This is a genomic window from Streptomyces murinus (genome assembly GCF_002154555.1).
Classification (GTDB): Bacteria; Actinomycetota; Actinomycetes; order Streptomycetales; family Streptomycetaceae; genus Streptomyces; species Streptomyces murinus.
Window position 1 is genome coordinate 22587 of record NZ_MUNF01000119.1, and the last position, 16848, is coordinate 39434.

General features: G+C 70.5%; 21 protein-coding genes. 17 read left to right on the forward strand and 4 right to left on the reverse strand.

Annotated elements, in window-relative coordinates; genetic code table 11:
• Window positions 1-9: 9 nt before the first annotated feature.
• Entirely contained in the window at window positions 10-825 is an 816-nt protein-coding gene (locus tag CCN72_RS09525; protein ID WP_086807128.1) for an AAC(3) family N-acetyltransferase, read from the reverse strand.
• Between the two features lie 182 nt (window positions 826-1007).
• On the opposite strand from CCN72_RS09525, the gene CCN72_RS09530 reads away from it, so the two are divergent.
• The 11 genes from CCN72_RS09530 (at window position 1008) to dapD (ending at window position 9735) form a co-directional block, all read left to right on the forward strand.
• Window positions 1008-1742 (forward strand): helix-turn-helix transcriptional regulator, encoded by a 735-nt coding sequence (locus CCN72_RS09530; protein ID WP_086807129.1) that lies wholly within the window; start codon window positions 1008-1010, stop codon window positions 1740-1742.
• The gene (sufB, locus tag CCN72_RS09535; protein ID WP_037656716.1) at window positions 1739-3160 is read left to right on the forward strand and encodes a Fe-S cluster assembly protein SufB; all 1422 of its coding nucleotides are present in this window, start codon (window positions 1739-1741) and stop codon (window positions 3158-3160) included. Before CCN72_RS09530 ends, sufB begins: the two co-directional genes overlap by 4 nt.
• Before the next feature lie 57 nt (window positions 3161-3217).
• Window positions 3218-4402: a Fe-S cluster assembly protein SufD gene (sufD, locus tag CCN72_RS09540; RefSeq protein WP_086807130.1), complete on the forward strand. Its 1185-nt coding sequence runs from the start codon at window positions 3218-3220 to the stop codon at window positions 4400-4402.
• Window positions 4399-4716, forward strand: coding sequence for a non-heme iron oxygenase ferredoxin subunit (locus CCN72_RS09545; protein ID WP_086807131.1), 318 nt, complete (start codon window positions 4399-4401; stop codon window positions 4714-4716). The genes sufD and CCN72_RS09545 overlap by 4 nt, the downstream gene beginning before the upstream one ends.
• A gap of 7 nt (window positions 4717-4723) precedes the next feature.
• Window positions 4724-5488, forward strand: a complete 765-nt coding sequence (gene sufC / locus CCN72_RS09550; protein ID WP_037656713.1) for a Fe-S cluster assembly ATPase SufC — start codon at window positions 4724-4726, stop codon at window positions 5486-5488.
• Entirely contained in the window at window positions 5485-6741 is a 1257-nt protein-coding gene (locus CCN72_RS09555) for a cysteine desulfurase (protein WP_086807132.1), read from the forward strand. The genes sufC and CCN72_RS09555 overlap by 4 nt, the downstream gene beginning before the upstream one ends.
• A gap of 17 nt (window positions 6742-6758) precedes the next feature.
• Window positions 6759-7226: a Fe-S cluster assembly sulfur transfer protein SufU gene (sufU, locus tag CCN72_RS09560; protein ID WP_086807133.1), complete on the forward strand. Its 468-nt coding sequence runs from the start codon at window positions 6759-6761 to the stop codon at window positions 7224-7226.
• Complete coding sequence (locus CCN72_RS09565; RefSeq protein WP_086807134.1) at window positions 7223-7555, forward strand: metal-sulfur cluster assembly factor; 333 nt, start codon at window positions 7223-7225, stop codon at window positions 7553-7555. Before sufU ends, CCN72_RS09565 begins: the two co-directional genes overlap by 4 nt.
• Window positions 7556-7729: 174 nt before the next feature.
• Window positions 7730-8053 (forward strand): DMT family transporter, encoded by a 324-nt coding sequence (locus tag CCN72_RS09570; protein WP_037656709.1) that lies wholly within the window; start codon window positions 7730-7732, stop codon window positions 8051-8053.
• Complete coding sequence (locus CCN72_RS09575; protein ID WP_086807135.1) at window positions 8053-8583, forward strand: TetR/AcrR family transcriptional regulator; 531 nt, start codon at window positions 8053-8055, stop codon at window positions 8581-8583. Before CCN72_RS09570 ends, CCN72_RS09575 begins: the two co-directional genes overlap by 1 nt.
• 165 nt (window positions 8584-8748) lie before the next feature.
• Window positions 8749-9735 (forward strand): 2,3,4,5-tetrahydropyridine-2,6-dicarboxylate N-succinyltransferase, encoded by a 987-nt coding sequence (dapD, locus tag CCN72_RS09580; protein ID WP_037656706.1) that lies wholly within the window; start codon window positions 8749-8751, stop codon window positions 9733-9735.
• A 52-nt stretch (window positions 9736-9787) separates the two neighbouring features.
• Here the strand turns inward: dapD and CCN72_RS09585 are convergent, their stop codons facing one another.
• Together CCN72_RS09585 and dapA are read right to left on the reverse strand one after the other, a co-directional pair.
• A complete protein-coding gene (locus CCN72_RS09585; protein ID WP_086807136.1) occupies window positions 9788-10300 on the reverse strand; it encodes an HAD domain-containing protein in 513 nt (170 codons plus the stop codon).
• 34 nt (window positions 10301-10334) lie between these two features.
• The gene (dapA, locus tag CCN72_RS09590) at window positions 10335-11234 is read right to left on the reverse strand and encodes a 4-hydroxy-tetrahydrodipicolinate synthase (RefSeq protein WP_086807137.1); all 900 of its coding nucleotides are present in this window, start codon (window positions 11232-11234) and stop codon (window positions 10335-10337) included.
• Window positions 11235-11414: 180 nt separating this feature from the next.
• On the opposite strand from dapA, the gene CCN72_RS39565 reads away from it, so the two are divergent.
• The 6 genes from CCN72_RS39565 to CCN72_RS09615 all read left to right on the forward strand — a co-directional run bounded on the left by CCN72_RS39565 (window position 11415) and on the right by CCN72_RS09615 (window position 14905).
• Window positions 11415-11561, forward strand: a complete 147-nt coding sequence (locus CCN72_RS39565; RefSeq protein ID WP_167408664.1) for a hypothetical protein — start codon at window positions 11415-11417, stop codon at window positions 11559-11561.
• Window positions 11558-12253, forward strand: a complete 696-nt coding sequence (locus tag CCN72_RS09595) for a hypothetical protein (RefSeq protein ID WP_086807138.1) — start codon at window positions 11558-11560, stop codon at window positions 12251-12253. The genes CCN72_RS39565 and CCN72_RS09595 overlap by 4 nt, the downstream gene beginning before the upstream one ends.
• Window positions 12254-12313: 60 nt before the next feature.
• Complete coding sequence (locus tag CCN72_RS09600; RefSeq protein ID WP_085568451.1) at window positions 12314-12739, forward strand: phage holin family protein; 426 nt, start codon at window positions 12314-12316, stop codon at window positions 12737-12739.
• Window positions 12736-13380, forward strand: coding sequence for a DUF3618 domain-containing protein (locus tag CCN72_RS09605; protein ID WP_086807139.1), 645 nt, complete (start codon window positions 12736-12738; stop codon window positions 13378-13380). The genes CCN72_RS09600 and CCN72_RS09605 overlap by 4 nt, the downstream gene beginning before the upstream one ends.
• Before the next feature lie 156 nt (window positions 13381-13536).
• Entirely contained in the window at window positions 13537-14157 is a 621-nt protein-coding gene (locus CCN72_RS09610) for an ArsR/SmtB family transcription factor (RefSeq protein ID WP_086807140.1), read from the forward strand.
• 10 nt (window positions 14158-14167) lie between these two features.
• Window positions 14168-14905, forward strand: coding sequence for an SRPBCC family protein (locus CCN72_RS09615; RefSeq protein WP_086807141.1), 738 nt, complete (start codon window positions 14168-14170; stop codon window positions 14903-14905).
• Window positions 14906-14917: 12 nt separating this feature from the next.
• Here CCN72_RS09615 and CCN72_RS09620 read toward each other — a convergent pair whose 3' ends face one another.
• Window positions 14918-16741, reverse strand: a complete 1824-nt coding sequence (locus CCN72_RS09620) for an endonuclease/exonuclease/phosphatase family protein (RefSeq protein WP_086807142.1) — start codon at window positions 16739-16741, stop codon at window positions 14918-14920.
• Window positions 16742-16848: the final 107 nt, after the last annotated feature.

The window sequence follows — 16848 nt, forward strand, 5'->3', positions numbered from 1 at the left end:
GCTCACCGATCAGTCGCGGGGGTGCGGGAACCCCTGCGTGACGGGCCTGCGCGCCCTGAGCCACCCCTCGGCGTAGGCCACGGCGTCCGGCACCGGGAACAGCCGGGCGTCGGCCGCGCCCACCTCGCCCCGCAGGACGGGACGCTCCCGCTCGAAGTCGCGGCCCAGCTCCTCGAAGGGCTCGGAGCTGATCGACACCTCGGTCACCGTCTCCCAGCCGCCGCCGGGTGCGGGCCGCCCGACCCGGACGAGCGGGCCGGGCACGCGGTACTCGGCCAGGTGGAAGGCGGTGCAGGTGCCGTAGCCCGTGCCGAGCAGCAGGACCCGGGCGCCCAGTTCCTCCAGGCGGGCCAGGGGGCTTCGCTCGCCGAGCCGGCAGTCGGGGGCGTGGCCGCCGGTGATCTCCCGCGCGCGGGGGCCGAGGGCCGCGAAGGAGGTCTGCGGATGCGCGCTGCGCAGGGCGCCCGGCCAGGTGCGCACCGTCTCCGGGATCACCCCGACGCCGAGGGTGGGGGTGATCAGGGGGTCGTACGGCGGCATGGTGGCCCGGATCCGGTCCCACCATTCCTCGGGTACCGGCGGGTTCCCCCACTCGGCCGGGTCGGAGAGGTCGGAGGACTGGGCCGGGACGACCAGGGTGCCGTGCGGACCGAGGGCGTCGAGAAGTGCCCGGACGACCGCCACGGCCCCGCCGTTCACCCACCCGAGGGAACTTAGGGACGAATGTACGAGGAGTGTCTCGCCGCTTTCGACACCGAGCCGCCGCAGTCCGGTGGCGATGTCGTCCCGGGTGACAAGAGGCCCGGTCGGAGGGGGTGTGGCCATGGCCGGGGAGTCTTCCGGACGGGCGTGCGGGACGCCACCGGATTCCGCGCGGAGCGGGCTCAGGATGATCGATCAGAGATCATTTTCGCAGGTCAGATTAGGTATACCTAAGTGATGCAGGGCACCGTCGATGATCCCGACGGCGCTTGTCAGGCCCGGATGAATTACGCAACAATGGCGTTGTGAAAAACGTCGACGAGGCTCGGGAGGCCCTCACGGGGGCCCCGCAGGAGGAGCTCGCGACCGGTGAGCGCTCCACGCGCAACCGCGTCGTGCGATCCATCCTGGACCACGGGCCCTCGACCGTCGCCGAACTCGCGGGCCGGCTGGGACTGACCCAGGCGGCCGTCCGGCGCCATCTGGATGCGCTGGCCGCGGACGACGTCGTGGAGGCCCGCGAACAGCGGGTGTACGGCACGCGCACACGCGGCCGTCCCGCCAAGGTCTTCGCGCTCACCGACTGCGGTCGCGACGCCTTCGACCAGTCGTACGACAAGCTGGCCGCGGACGCGCTGCGCTGGATCGCCGAGCACGAGGGCGGGCCCGACGCGGTCTCCGCCTTCGCCCGCGCCCGGATCGCCTCCCAGGCGAGGGCGTACCGCCGGGCGATCGAGAGCGTGAGCCCCGACAAGCGCGCGGAAGCGCTGGCCAAGGCCTTGAGCGCGGACGGGTACGCTGCTACGGCGCGCAGCGCACCGGTCGGCGAGCAGCTCTGCCAGCACCACTGCCCGGTCGCCCATGTCGCGGAGAAGTACCCGCAGCTGTGCGAGGCGGAGACGGAGATCTTCGCCGAGCTGCTGGGTACCCACGTCCAGCGACTGGCGACCATCGCGCACGGCGACGGCGTCTGCACGACGTTCATTCCCAAGATTTCCACTGACGCACCTGCAAGCACGGCCGGGAGGAACCCCGCATGACTCTCCCCACGGAGACTGCCCACCCTGAGCTCGAGGGCCTGGGCAAGTACGAATACGGCTGGGCCGACTCCGACGTGGCCGGTGCCTCCGCCCGGCGCGGTCTGAACGACGACGTCGTCCGCGACATCTCCGGCAAGAAGTCGGAGCCGGAGTGGATGACCAAGCTGCGCCTCAAGGGCCTCCGGCTCTTCGAGAAGAAGCCCATGCCGAACTGGGGCTCCGACCTCTCGGGCATCGACTTCGACAACATCAAGTACTTCGTGCGCTCCACGGAGAAGCAGGCGGAGTCCTGGGAGGACCTGCCCGAGGACATCAAGAACACCTACGACAAGCTGGGCATCCCCGAGGCCGAGAAGCAGCGCCTGGTCGCCGGCGTGGCCGCCCAGTACGAGTCGGAGGTCGTCTACCACCAGATCCGCGAGGACCTGGAGGAGCAGGGCGTCATCTTCCTGGACACCGACACCGCCCTCAAGGAGCACCCGGAGCTCTTCAAGGAGTACTTCGGCACCGTGATCCCGGCCGGCGACAACAAGTTCGCCGCGCTGAACACGGCCGTGTGGTCCGGCGGCTCCTTCATCTACGTGCCGAAGGGCGTGCACGTGGAGATCCCGCTCCAGGCCTACTTCCGTATCAACACGGAGAACATGGGCCAGTTCGAGCGGACCCTGATCATCGTCGACGAGGGTGCCTACGTGCACTACGTCGAGGGCTGCACCGCGCCGATCTACAAGTCGGACTCGCTGCACAGCGCCGTGGTCGAGATCATCGTCAAGAAGAACGCCCGCTGCCGCTACACGACCATCCAGAACTGGTCGAACAACGTCTACAACCTGGTCACCAAGCGCGCCGTGGCGTACGAGGGCGCGACCATGGAGTGGATCGACGGCAACATCGGCTCCAAGGTGACGATGAAGTACCCGGCCGTCTACCTGATGGGCGAGCACGCCAAGGGCGAGACCCTGTCCATCGCCTTCGCGGGCGAGGGCCAGCACCAGGACGCCGGCTCCAAGATGGTCCACATGGCGCCGAACACGTCGTCCAACATCGTGTCGAAGTCCGTGGCGCGCGGCGGCGGCCGCACCTCGTACCGCGGTCTGGTCGAGATCGGCGAGGGCGCCCACGGCTCCAAGTCGAACGTGCTGTGCGACGCGCTGCTCGTCGACACCATCTCCCGCTCCGACACGTACCCGTACGTCGACGTCCGCGAGGACGACGTGTCCATGGGCCATGAGGCGACCGTCTCCAAGGTCTCCGAGGACCAGCTCTTCTACCTGATGAGCCGCGGTCTGACCGAGTTCGAGGCGATGGCGATGATCGTGCGCGGCTTCGTCGAGCCGATCGCCAAGGAACTGCCCATGGAGTACGCGCTCGAACTCAACCGGCTGATCGAGCTGCAGATGGAAGGCGCGGTCGGCTGACCGCCCACCGCCCCACCATCACGCCACTGACCTGAGAAAGCGAGCAATACGACAGCCATGGCTGAGGCCCAGAACATCCCGGTGGGCTCCACCACCGCCGGCCAGATCGCGGTGGCCGCGGAGTCGACCGTCGCCACGCGCATGAGCGTGCCCCCGTCCTACGACGTCGCGGACTTCCCCGTCCCGCACGGCCGCGAGGAGGAGTGGCGGTTCACCCCGCTGGAGCGCCTGCGCGGGCTGCACGACGGCACCGCCGTCGCCACCGCTGACGGCGTGAAGGTCGATGTGCAGGCCCCCGAGGGCGTCGTCGTCGAGACCGTGGGCCGCGAGGACGCGCGCCTCGGCCGGGCCGGCACCCCCGTGGACCGGATCGCCGCCCAGGCGTACTCCGCCTTCGAGCAGGCCTCGGTCGTGACCGTCCCCAAGGAGACCGTGCTCACCGAGCCGGTCCGCATCGCCGTGCACGGCCAGGGCGGCACCGCCTTCGCCCACCAGGTGATCGAGCTGGGCGCCTTCGCCGAGGCCGTCGTCGTCATCGACCACACCGGCGACGCGGTGCTCGCGGCCAACGTGGAGTACGTGCTGGGCGACGGCGCCAAGCTGACCGTCGTCTCCGTCCAGGACTGGGACGACAAGGCCGTCCACACCGCCCAGCACGACGCGCTGATCGGCCGGGACGCGTCCTTCAAGTCGGTCGTCGTCACCTTCGGCGGCGATGTCGTACGGCTGCACCCGCGCGTCTCCTACGCGGGCACCGGCGGCGAGGCCGAGCTGCTCGGCCTGTACTTCACCGACGCCGGGCAGCACCAGGAGCACCGCCTCCTGGTCACCCACAACACCCCGCACTGCAAGTCGCACGTCGTCTACAAGGGCGCGCTCCAGGGCGACGGCGCGCACGCGGTCTGGATCGGCGACGTGCTCATCGAGGCCAAGGCCGAGGGCACCGACACCTACGAGATGAACCGCAACCTGGTGCTCACCGACGGCGCCCGCGTCGACTCGGTGCCGAACCTGGAGATCGAGACCGGCGAGATCGTCGGCGCCGGCCACGCCTCCACCACCGGCCGCTTCGACGACGAGCAGCTCTTCTACCTGATGGCCCGCGGCATCGCCGAGCAGGACGCCCGCCGCCTGGTGGTCCGCGGCTTCTTCGCCGAACTCGTCCAGCAGATCGGCGTCGCCGACATCGAGGAGCGCCTGCTCGCCAGGATCGAGCAGGAGCTGGAGGCCTCGGTCGCATGAGTTTCGTACGCGCCTGTGGGCTGAGCGAGCTGACGGAGGACACCCCCAAGCGGGTGGAACTCGACGGCACGCCGGTCTCGGTCGTCCGTACCGAGGGGGAGGTGTTCGCGATCTACGACATCTGCTCCCACGCGAACGTCTCGCTCTCCGAGGGCGAGGTGGAGGACTGCCAGATCGAGTGCTGGCTGCACGGCTCCGCGTTCGACCTGCGCACCGGCAAGCCGTCCGGCCTCCCCGCGACGCGCCCCGTACCCGTATACCCCGTAAAGATCGAAGGGGACGACGTGCTCGTCTCCCTCACCCAGGAGTCCTGAGGCATCCATGGCAACGCTTGAAATCCGAGACCTGCACGTCACCGTCGAGGCCGACAACGCCACGAAGGAGATCCTCAAGGGCGTCGACCTGACCGTGAAGCAGGGCGAGACGCACGCCATCATGGGCCCCAACGGCTCCGGCAAGTCGACCCTCGCCTACTCGCTCGCGGGTCACCCGAAGTACACGATCACCGAGGGCACCGTGCTGCTCGACGGCGAGGACGTCCTGGAGATGTCCGTCGACGAGCGCGCCCGCGCCGGCCTGTTCCTGGCCATGCAGTACCCGGTCGAGGTCCCCGGCGTCTCGGTCTCCAACTTCCTGCGCACCTCCGCCACCGCCGTGCGCGGCGAGGCCCCGAAGCTGCGCACCTGGGTGAAGGAGGTCAAGGAGGCCATGGAGCGTCTCCACATGGACCCCGCCTTCGCCGAGCGCAATGTCAACGAGGGCTTCTCCGGCGGCGAGAAGAAGCGCCACGAGATCCTTCAGCTCGAACTGCTCAAGCCGAAGATGGCGATCCTGGACGAGACCGACTCGGGCCTGGACGTCGACGCGCTGCGCATCGTCTCCGAGGGCGTCAACCGCGTCCGCGAGACGGGCGAGGTCGGCACCCTGCTGATCACGCACTACACGCGCATCCTGCGCTACATCAAGCCCGACCACGTCCATGTGTTCGCCGGCGGCCGCATCGTCGAGTCCGGCGGCCCGGAGCTCGCGGACAAGCTGGAGAACGAGGGCTACGAGGCATATGTGAAGGGTGGCGCATCCGCGTGACACAGCTGTCGGGCCTCCTCGACACCGAGGCGATCCGCAAGGACTTCCCCGTTCTGGACCGTGTCGTCCATGACGGCAAGAAGCTCGTGTACCTGGACAACGCGGCGACCAGCCAGAAGCCGCGCCAGGTACTGGACGCCCTCAACGAGTACTACGAGCGTTACAACGCCAACGTCCACCGCGGCGTGCACGTCCTCGCCGAGGAGGCCACGGCACTCTACGAGGGCGCGCGCGACAAGGTGGCGGAGTTCGTCAACGCGCCGAGCCGCGACGAGGTGATCTTCACCAAGAACGCCTCCGAGTCCCTCAACCTCGTGGCCAACATGCTCGGTTGGGCCGATGAGCCCTACCGGGTCGACCATGAGACCGAGATCGTCATCACGGAGATGGAGCACCACTCCAACATCGTGCCGTGGCAGCTGCTGGCGCAGCGCACCGGCGCGAAGCTGAAGTGGTTCGGCCTGACCGACGACGGCCGCCTGGACCTGTCGAACATCGACGAGGTCATCACCGAGAAGACGAAGATCGTCTCCTTCGTGCTGGTCTCCAACATCCTCGGCACCGTCAACCCGGTCGAGGCGATAGTGCGCCGCGCCCAGGAGGTCGGCGCGCTGGTGTGCATCGACGCCTCCCAGGCCGCGCCGCACATGCCGCTGGACGTGCAGGCTCTGCAAGCCGACTTCGTGGCCTTCACCGGCCACAAGATGTGCGCTCCGACCGGCATCGGTGTGCTGTGGGGCCGCCAGGAGCTGCTGGAGGACCTGCCGCCGTTCCTGGGCGGCGGCGAGATGATCGAGACCGTCTCGATGCACTCCTCCACGTACGCCCCGGCGCCGCACAAGTTCGAGGCGGGCACGCCCCCGATCGCGCAGGCGGTCGGCCTGGGCGCGGCGATCGACTATCTCCAGGCCATCGGCATGGAGAAGATCCTCGCGCATGAGCACGCGCTCACCCAGTACGCGGTGGAGCGCCTGGCCCAGGTCCCCGATCTGCGGATCATCGGCCCGACCACGGCCGAGGACCGGGGCGCCGCGATCTCCTTCACCCTGGGCGACATCCACCCGCACGACGTGGGCCAGGTCCTGGACGAACAGGGCATCGCGGTCCGCGTCGGCCACCACTGTGCCCGTCCGGTCTGCCTGCGCTACGGAATTCCCGCGACCACGCGAGCGTCGTTCTATCTGTACTCCACGCCGGCCGAGATCGACGCTCTGGTCGACGGCCTGGAGCACGTACGGAACTTCTTCGGCTGAGAGGCGTGTCGAAAACCGTGAAGCTGGACTCCATGTACCAGGAAGTCATCCTGGACCACTACAAGAACCCGCACGGGCGTGGTCTTCGGGATGGCGACGCCGAGGTGCACCATGTGAACCCGACGTGCGGCGACGAGATCACCCTCCGTGTGAAGTACGACGGCACGAAGATCGCGGATGTCTCGTACGAGGGCCAGGGCTGCTCCATCAGCCAGGCCTCGGCCTCCGTGCTCAACGAACTCCTCGTCGGCAAGGACCTGCCCGAGGCGCAGAAGATCCAGGAGACCTTCCTGGAGCTGATGCAGTCCAAGGGCAAGATCGAGCCGGACGACGCGATGGAGGAGGTCCTGGAGGACGCGGTCGCGTTCGCCGGTGTCTCCAAGTACCCCGCGCGGGTCAAGTGCGCCCTCCTGAGCTGGATGGCGTGGAAGGACGCGACGGCCCAGGCGCTGGATGGCGCCGAAGCCGAAAGGAAGACCGCATGAGCGACACCGTCGAGATGAAGCCGGCCTCGGAGGAGGAACTCCGTGAGGCCCTGATGGACGTGGTCGACCCCGAGCTGGGCATCGACGTCGTCAACCTCGGTCTGATCTACGGCATCCACGTGGACGACTCCAATGTGGCCACCATCGACATGACCCTGACCTCGGCGGCCTGCCCGCTGACGGACGTCATCGAGGACCAGGCCAAGTCCGCCACGGACGGCATCGTCAACGAGCTCCGGATCAACTGGGTCTGGATGCCGCCGTGGGGCCCGGACAAGATCACGGACGAGGGCCGCGAGCAGCTGCGCGCGCTGGGCTTCAACGTCTGAGGACGGTCTGAGGACGGCCTGAGGGCGGTCCGGCACAGGGCTTGTGCGAGGGGCTGCGGCAGGAATGCCGTGGCCCCTTTCGCATGCCTGTCGCCCGCCCCGGCGCCCACTGTTCGCCGACCTGTCCCACAGTCGTTATGTACGGTCGTACGCATCATATGTACGCTCGTACACATGGGATATCTGACGCTCGCCGGTGCCATAGCCGCCGAGGTGACCGCCACGACGGCGATGAAGTACAGCCATGGGTTCAGCAGGCTCGGGCCCTCGCTGGTGACGGCGCTGGGGTATCTGGTGTCCTTCCTGCTGCTGGCGCAGACGCTGAAGACGGTGCAGATCGGTACGGCGTACGCGATCTGGTCCGGGGTGGGGACCGCGGCCATCGCCGTGCTCGGGCTGCTGCTGTTCGGGGAGGGGCTCGATACGGTCAAGGTCGCGGGGATCTTGCTGATCATCGGGGGAGTGGTGGTGCTGAACCTCGGCGGGACGAGTCACTGATGGCCCGGCGCTACGACCCCGACCGGCGCCGGCGGATCATCGACGCGGCGATCCGGGTGGCCGGGCGGGACGGGCTCGCCGGGCTGAGCCATCGCACGGTCGCGGCCGAGGCGGACGTACCGCTCGGCTCCACCACGTACCACTTCGCCACCCTGGACGATCTTTTGGTGGCCGCCCTGTGCCAGGCGAACGAGGGGTTCGCCGCGGTGCTCGACGCCAGTGGGGCGCTGGCCGACGACGACCTCGCGGCCGGGCTCGCCCGGGTCCTCGGCGACTGGCTGAACGGCGACCGCGCGAGTGCGGAGCTGGAGTACGAGCTGTACCTCGCCGCGCTGCGCCGCCCGGCCCTGCGGCCCGTCGCCGCCCGGTGGGCCGAGGAGACCGGCGCGCGCCTGTCCGCCCGGGTCGACGCGGTGACGGCGCGGGCGCTGCTCGCGCTGATGGACGGGATCTGTCTCCAGGTGCTGCTGACGGGCGGCTCGTACGACGAGGAGTACGCGCGGGAGGCGTTCGGGCGGGTGATCGGCTGAACGCGAGGCGGCCGGCCGAGGGCGGGCGGACGGGGCCGGGCGAACAGGGCTGAGCGGACGGGGCCGGGCGGATGGGGCTGGGCGGACGGGGTGAAGGCGGATCCCGCGACCGGCACATGAGACACGGTTCGCCCCCGCACCCCGCGCCACGTTAGGTTTTGTCCCATGACCGACACTGCTTCCCGTACCACCGGCGCCGTCGCCGCCGGCCTCGCCACGATCGCCTCCGACGGCACCGTTCTCGACACCTGGTTCCCCGCGCCCGAGCTGGTCGCCGAGCCGGGCCCGGCCGGCACCGAGCGGCTGACCGCCGAGCGCGCGGCGGAGCTGCTGGGCGGCGGCGCGACCGCGGCGATCGGCCCGGACGCCCGCAGGGGCGTCGAGGTGGTCGCGGTCCGTACGGTCATCGCCTCGCTGGACGAGAAGCCGCTCGACGCGCACGACACCTATCTGCGGCTGCACCTGCTCTCGCACCGCCTGGTCAAGCCGCACGGCCAGAACCTGGACGGCATCTTCGGCCACCTCGCCAACGTCGCCTGGACCTCGCTCGGCCCGGTCGCGGTGGACGACATCGAGAAGGTGCGGCTGAACGCCCGCGCCGAGGGCCTGCACCTCCAGGTCACCTCGATCGACAAGTTCCCCCGTATGACGGACTACGTGGCCCCCAAGGGCGTCCGTATCGCCGACGCCGACCGGGTCCGCCTCGGCGCGCACCTGGCCGAGGGCACCACCGTGATGCACGAGGGCTTCGTCAACTTCAACGCCGGCACGCTCGGCACCTCGATGGTCGAGGGCCGGATCTCCGCCGGTGTCGTCATCGGCGACGGCTCGGACATCGGCGGCGGCGCCTCCACCATGGGCACCCTGTCCGGCGGCGGCAATGTGATCATCTCCGTCGGCGAGCGCTGCCTGGTCGGCGCCGAGGCGGGCGTCGGTATCGCCCTCGGCGACGAGTGCGTGGTCGAGGCGGGTCTCTACGTCACCGCCGGTACCCGCGTCACCATGCCCGACGGCCAGATCGTCAAGGCCCGTGACCTCAGCGGCGCCTCCCACATCCTCTTCCGCCGCAACTCGGTCACCGGCACGGTCGAGGCCCGCCCGAACAACGCGGTCTGGGGCGGCCTGAACGACATCCTGCACAGCCACAACTGACCTGTCAGAAAAGCCCGGAGCGCCCCTCGCCCGTCTGGTGAGGGGCGCTCGGTCATGTCGTTGTCGGGGACAGGCCGGCGGCGAACTCCGCCAGGGTGGTGAAGTCGCCCGCGCGCAGGCCGATGCGGGGGTTCACATGGTGCAGGAGGGCCGGGCCGGGGTGGTGGTCGGCCACGAACACCGCGTCCTCGGTGCTCTGTTCGTCGTCGACCCAGGCGAACGGCCGGCCCCCGGCGTACGCCACGATCGGCTCCGTCTTCCAGTGCACCCCGTCGGACCGGTGCGCGAACAGGCCCGCGCCGAAGTCGACATAGGGCAGTTCGGGCAGTCCGAGGACAGGGGCGATCCAGTGGTTGGCCTCGGCCATCCAGGTCGTCGCCCAGCACAGCTCGTAGTCGAGGGCCAGCAGCGCGGGGCCGTGGGCCGGGTTCAGCCAGACCCGCAGGGGGCGGCGCGAGGCCAGCGGCACCCGGATCGTCGTATACCCCTCGGGCCGGCGCTCCCGTTGGGCCGCGTACGGGTTCAGCGGACCGTCGACGTCCAGGAAGAGCAGGGGGCGGCTCACGGGGACACCGTACGGCAGGCGGGGGGAGCGCGGATCAGGATTCGGTCAGTTCTTCGAAGCGCGCGTGCAGTTCGGCCGTCGCCTGCGGGGAGGCGGGCAGCAGCGGGGCGCGGACCGGGCCCGCGGGCAGGCCGAGCCGGGACAGGAGGGCCTTGGCGGTGACCGTCCCGGGCAGGCCCGCGGCCATCATCGACTCGATCAACGGGGTCGCCCTCAGCTGGAGTTGCCGCGCCCGTGCGGTGTCGGCCGCGTCGAAGGCGTCGAGGACGGCGCGGATGTGGCGCGGGGCGGCGTTGGCGACGGTGCTGATACAGCCGGCCGCGCCGATGGCGTAGAGGGCGAGGTTGTGTTCGTCGCAGCCCGCGTAATAGGCCAACTCCGCCCGGGACAGCACCTTCTGGGTGCCCAGCAGGTCGTAGGAGCAGTCCTTGACGCCGACGATCCTGGGGTGGCCGGCGAGGCGCAGGATCGTCTCCGGGTCGATACGGGTGCCGGTGCGGCCCGGGATGTCGTAGAGCAGGACCGGCAGTCCGCTCGCGTCGGCGACGGTGCGGAAGTGCGCGGCGACGGCCTCCTGCGGCGGCCTGCTGTAGTACGGCGCCACGACCAGCACGGCGTCGGCGCCCGCCTTCTCAGCCGCCAGGGCCAGTTCGGTGGTGTGCCGGGTGTCGGCGGTTCCGACGCCCGCGATCAGCGGGATCCGCGCGCCGACCGCCTCCCGTACGGCCGTGATCAGCTCCGCCTTCTCGCCGTCGGTGGTGGTCGGCGACTCGCCCGTGGTGCCGTTGAGGACCAGTCCGTCGCAGCCCTCCGCCACCAGATGGGCGGCCAGTTCCTGGGCGCCGGCCCGGTCCAGCGCCCCCGCCGCGGTGAACGGGGTGATCATCGCGCAGAGGACGCGGCCGAAGGGGGACGGGCTGTGTGTGATCGTCATACCCGCTAGTGTCGGCAAGTCTTCGATGTAGCTCTACTTAATTATTCTTCAGAGTATCGGTAAGTTTGCTTATCTGTTCGCTTGCCTGTTCAAGTGTGGCGCAAGGTCGTGTGTCCAACTCGGCCGTTCATGGGTCACTATGGGCGAAGGGTCACCACCGACGTCAGCCATGGAGGCACCATGAAGCTCGGCAAGGCACTGGCCACCGGGGTCGCCGAGGAGCGGCCGGACATCCGTGACGAGGAAGAGACGGTCCGGCAGCCTGCCGAGGCCGCCCGTACCGCACCGGCAGAGCCGGCCCGCGAAGAGGTCCCGGCCGGCCGATGAGGCCCCGGCTCCCGGCGGAACGCCCCACGGAGCCGCCGACCGGCTACAAGATCGCCCACCCGGTGCTGTCCCAGGACGGCACCCGGGCGGGGTTCACCGGGGTGTCGCTCGGCGGTGCGCTTCCCTACGGGGTGCTCGACCAGGCGTCCTGCGTCTACGGCCGCAGGCACCGCCCGCCCGCGCGCCTGTGCGACTGCGGTTTCCACTGCGTCCATGAGCGCACCGCCGCCGACGCCCTGCGCTGCACCGCCGAGCACCGCACCGCGCTGCTCCTCGAAGTCTCCGTGCTCGGCGCCTACATCCGCTTCGAGCGCGGATTCCGCTACGCCCGCCAGCGGGTGCGCACCGCCACCGCGGGCCCCTGCGCCTGCGGCGCCACCGCGACCCTGCTGGCCGACGCCGGCTGGGGCCGCCCCGGCTGGCGCGCCCTGGCCCCTGGCTGCGCGGGCTGTGCGCGCGGCCGTACGTCCGTCACCCTCGCGGAGTTCGCCCGGCTCGCCGGGGAGGGCCTGCGGGTACGGGCGGACGGCGGCGTCCCGGCCGAGACCGTCACCGAGTTGACGCCGGGCACCGAGATGGGCGTGCCCGAACTGGTTGCCGAGGCAGCCCTGTTGCAGGCGCGGCTCGACTGGTTCCAGTCCCAGCTCGCGCGGCTCGGCGACCGCGGGACCGGGGGAGCGGACAAGGGCTGACGCTCCCCGGCCCGGGTACCCGGATGCTCCCGTACAGAAAGGAGGCGGGACACCGTGACCATGACCTCGCACACGCGACCGCACACGCGCCCCGCACTCGACGGCCACCCCTCCACGGGGGAACTCGTCAATCGCGCCACCGAACAGCTCTCCCTGCTGCTGCGGCAGGAGGTCGCCCTCGCCAAGGCGGAGCTGGCCCAGAAGGGCAAGCGCGCCGGAACCGGCGGCGGGCTGCTGGGCGCCGCGGGCGCCCTCGGCTATGTCGGGCTGATCGTGCTGGCCGGCGCGGCCACCGCCGCCCTCGACCTGGTCCTGCCCCTGTGGGCGGCGGCGCTGACCGTCGCGGTCGCGCTGTTCCTGGTGGCCGCCGTGCTGGCCGCCACCGGACGCGCCCAACTGCGCCGCGCCGGATCGCCCATGCCCGAGGAGACCCTCGGCAGTGTCCGGGCCGATGTCGACGTGATCAAGGAAAGGGCACATCGATGACCCACAGGACCCCGCACGGCTCGGGCGCCAAGGGCCCCGACGAGCTGCGCGCGCAGATCGAGCAGACCAGGAACCAACTCGGCGACACCGTGGCCCAGTTGGTGGACCGCGTCGATGTGAAGGGGCGCGCGCGGGCACGGGCCGCCGATCTGAAGGACAAGGCCGGTGCCATGAAGGTGCAGCTGCGCTCCAGCGCCGCCCAGGCCGGGCACGGCGCCCAGGGCCGGGCCACGCATGCGGCGCACGCGATGAAGGGCCGGGCCGCGCAGGCGGGCCACGTGGTGCAGGGGACGGCCGCGCGCACCGGGCACACACTCCAGAGCCGGGTCGCCCAGCACGGCGGCTCCCAGGACGGGCAGCCGCTGCGCGACCGCGCGCTGGAGGCCGGGCGCCAGGCCCAGAGCAGGGCGATGGACGCCGGGCACCGCGTGCAGGACCGGGCCGCCGTGGCCCAGCGGCAGCTCGCGCCCCCCGCCCACAAGGCCGCCGAGGGCCTGCGCGGGGTGCCGCGTCCGGTGCTGATGGCGGGCGCGGCCGGGGTGGTCGCCCTGATCGCGGCCGGGGTGCTGCGCGGCGGCCGGAGCCGCGGCACGGCCCGTGGCGCGTCCCGCGTCATGAGCCGCCGCCCCTGCTCCTGCTGAGCGTCTGAAGGGAGCGCCGAAGAAGCGCTCGAAGGAGCGTCCGAAGGGCTCCCTGGCGCACGCCCCCGCCCCCATTTCCAGCCATGTCACGCCCACCCTCCCACCGAAAACTAAGTCCGTCTGGACAAAAAAAGTTTTCGGTGGGAGGGTGGACGCATGCTGGATGTGACCGTGATCGAGGACCCCGAGGCCGCGGCCGTGTCGCTGGACCCCGTCCGGGCCCGGCTGCTCGCCGAACTGGCCGCCGGACCCGCGTCGGCCGCGATGCTGGCCGGCAAGGTCGGACTGCCCCGGCAGAAGGTGAACTACCACCTCAAGACGCTGGAGCGGCACGGACTGGTCGAGCTGGCCGGGGAGCGCCGCAAGGGCAATGTCACCGAGCGGCTGATGCGCGCGAGCGCCGCGTCGTATGTCATCTCGCCCGCCGCCCTGCCCGCCGTGCAGCCGGACCCGGACCGCTTCCGGGACCAGCTGTCCGCGCGCTGGCTGCTGGCGCTCGGCGCCCGCCTGGTGCGCGACGTCGGGGCGCTGATCGGCGGCGCGGCCAGGGCCCGCAAACCGCTCGCGACATACGCCCTGGACGGCGAGGTGCGGTTCGCCTCCGCCGCCGACCGCGCGGCCTTCGTGCAGGAGCTGACGGCGGGCGTCAGCGCCCTGATCCGCAAGTACGACGCCCCGGACGCCGAGGGCGGCCGGGACCACCGGGTCGTCGTCGCCCTGCACCCCACGGTCAAGGACCGGCCCGCAGCCCTGGAACCCGCACCGGAAGCCGAGTAGGAGCCCCGCCATGAGCAAGGAATTCGAGATCGTCCGCGAGTTCGAGGTCGATGTGCCGCCGGACCAGGTCTGGGCGGCGATCACCACCGGGACCGGGGGCTATCTGTGGCCGATGGAGCCGCCCGAGCCGCGGCAAGGCGGGCGGGGGCCGTTCGGCTCGACCGTGGTCGTCTGGGAGCCGCCGCACCGCTACGTCAACCGCAGCGAGGACGTGGGCATGCCCACGCAGTCGCTCAACCAGCTCGACCACACCATCGAGCCCCGCGACGAGGGCCGCCGCGCCTTCGTGCGCTACGTCCACAGCGGGATCTTCACCGACGACTGGGACACCCAGTACGACGGCGCGAACAAGCACACCGACTTCTATCTGCACACCCTGCGCGAGTATCTGACGCACTTCGCGCCGGCCCCGGTCGCCTTCGCGCAGCTGAACGGCCCCGCCTCCTCGGCCGTACCGGAGGCGCTCGCCACCGCGGCCCGCGCGCTCGGACTGCCGGACGGCGCGACCGCGGGGACGAAGGTGAGCGTCCGCGGACCCGGCGGGCGGACCCTGGACGCCGTACTCGACTACCGCGTACCGGAGTTCATCGGACTGCGCACCGAGCGTGCCCTCGTCCGCTTCTTCGGCCGGGGCCGCTGGGGTGCGCCGCTCGGCATCAGCGTGCACGACTTCGCGCCGGACGCCGATGCCGGGGCGGACGGGGCCGCCTGGCAGGACTGGCTGAACGGGGTGTTCAGCCAGTCCTGAACCCCTCCTGGATCAGGGGCGGAAGCGCAGCACCTGCGGGTCGTGGTCGCTGATCTGGTCGTTGAACTCCGAGTTGATGTGCACGCTGTCGTACTGGAACGAGTCGCGGCGCACCGCCGGGCTGATCAGGATCTGGTCCAGGACCTGCGAGTTGCCCTCGTAGTCGTAGGTGTAACGCTCGCTCCTGGGCAGCGACTTGATCGCCGACCACAGCTCACCGTGACCTTCGAGGATCTTCGCGGTGCCGGAGAACTCGAAGTCGTTCATGTCGCCGAGGGCGAGCACGTTCGCGTTCTTCTGGACCTTCAGGAGGTCCTTGACGAACGCGTTGACCTCCTGCGCCTGGGCGTGGCGCTGGGTCTCCGAGCTGCGCGTGACCGGCTGGTACTGCGCGGTCAGGCTCTGGTCGCCGCCCTTGGAGATCAGGTGGTTGGCGATCACGAAGACGGTCTTGCCCTGGAAGACGAACTGGCCGACGAGCGGCTTGCGGCTGTCCTCCCAGGCGGCGCTGGCCGGGTCGATCCGGCCCGGGGACGCGGTCAGCTGGGCCTTGCCGTGCTCCTTGACGACACCCACCGCGGTGGTGGAGTCGCCGCCCGCGCGGTCCACGAAGGACACCCGCTCGGGGTTGAACAGGAACACCTGGCGGATGTTGCCGCCGGGCTCGCCGCCGTCCTTGTCGTTGACCGGGTCGATGGAACGCCAGTCGTACTTCGGGCCGCCCGCCGCGACGATCGCGTCGATCAGCTTGTTCACCGTGACGCTCGCGTCGACCGTGCCGTCGTCCGTGGCACCGTTGTTGTCCTGGATCTCCTCCAGGGACACGATGTCGGGGGACTGGAGGTTGTGCACGATCGCCGCGGCGTGCTGGTCGAACGTCTTGTCCGACGGGTCGAGGTTCTCGACGTTGTACGTCGCGACCGCGAGCTGCTTGCCGGTCTGCTTCTTCGTGGTCTCGCGCTGGAGACCACCGCTCTTGAGCGTCCCGATCTGGCCGGCGACCAGGGTGTAGCCGCCGTACTGGTTGAAGTCCATCGGGCCGGTGGTGGTGCCGGTCAGCGTGTCGCCGACGTTCGCCTTCGGGAAGTCGGCGGTGGCGCCCAGCGACTGGATCTGGAGGCGGCCGGTGTTCTGCGAGTCGTAGGACCCGTAGACCGTGCCACCGCGGCGGTCGTGGTGCTCGTGCGGCTTCACCGTGACCCACAGCTCGGCGTACGGGTCGGTGGCGGTGACCACATGGGCGTTCTTGACCTGGACGTTCATGCCCTCAAGGGACTCGTAGTAGTCCAGGGCGTACTTCTTGGGCTGGAGCGGCAGGTTGTTGATCGAACCGCCGTTCGCGGTGTCACCCTGCGGCGTGTACCGGCTCGGCACCGACTTCGCGTCGATGACGACCGGCGCCGGGACGGCGTTGCCGGTGGAGACGGTGGTGATGGTGGGCTTGGTGATCTCCGTGACGGACTGCTCGCCGGAGGCGACGCCGCCCGGGACGTACTCGGAGACCGTGCCGGTCACCGTCACCGAGTCGCCGACCGCGACCTTCGGCGTGGAGCTGGTGTAGACGAATATGCCCTCGCTGGTGGCGGGGTTGTCGTCGGGCGTCGTGTCCTGGAGCCAGAAGCCCTTGGACGAGCCGTAGGTGCGCGTGGCGGTGACGATGCCCGGCACGTCCGTCACCTTCTGCCCGGCGTACGGCGACAGGCGGGTGGTGCCCTGGATGTCGTGGATGCGCACCGCGTCGGCGTGCGCGGGGGAGGTGAGGACGACGGCCGACGCGGCGGAGCAAACAGCGGCGACGGTGAGCGCGGCGAGACGCGCGGTGGACCTGCTCGGCAAGGGATCCCTCCGGGGATGTTACGGGGCGCCGGGACGAGGTGGATCGGCTGCGTGTGGGGGCCGTTGCCCTCCGTGACACGCATAGAGCCGAGTGAACGGTCGTTCCC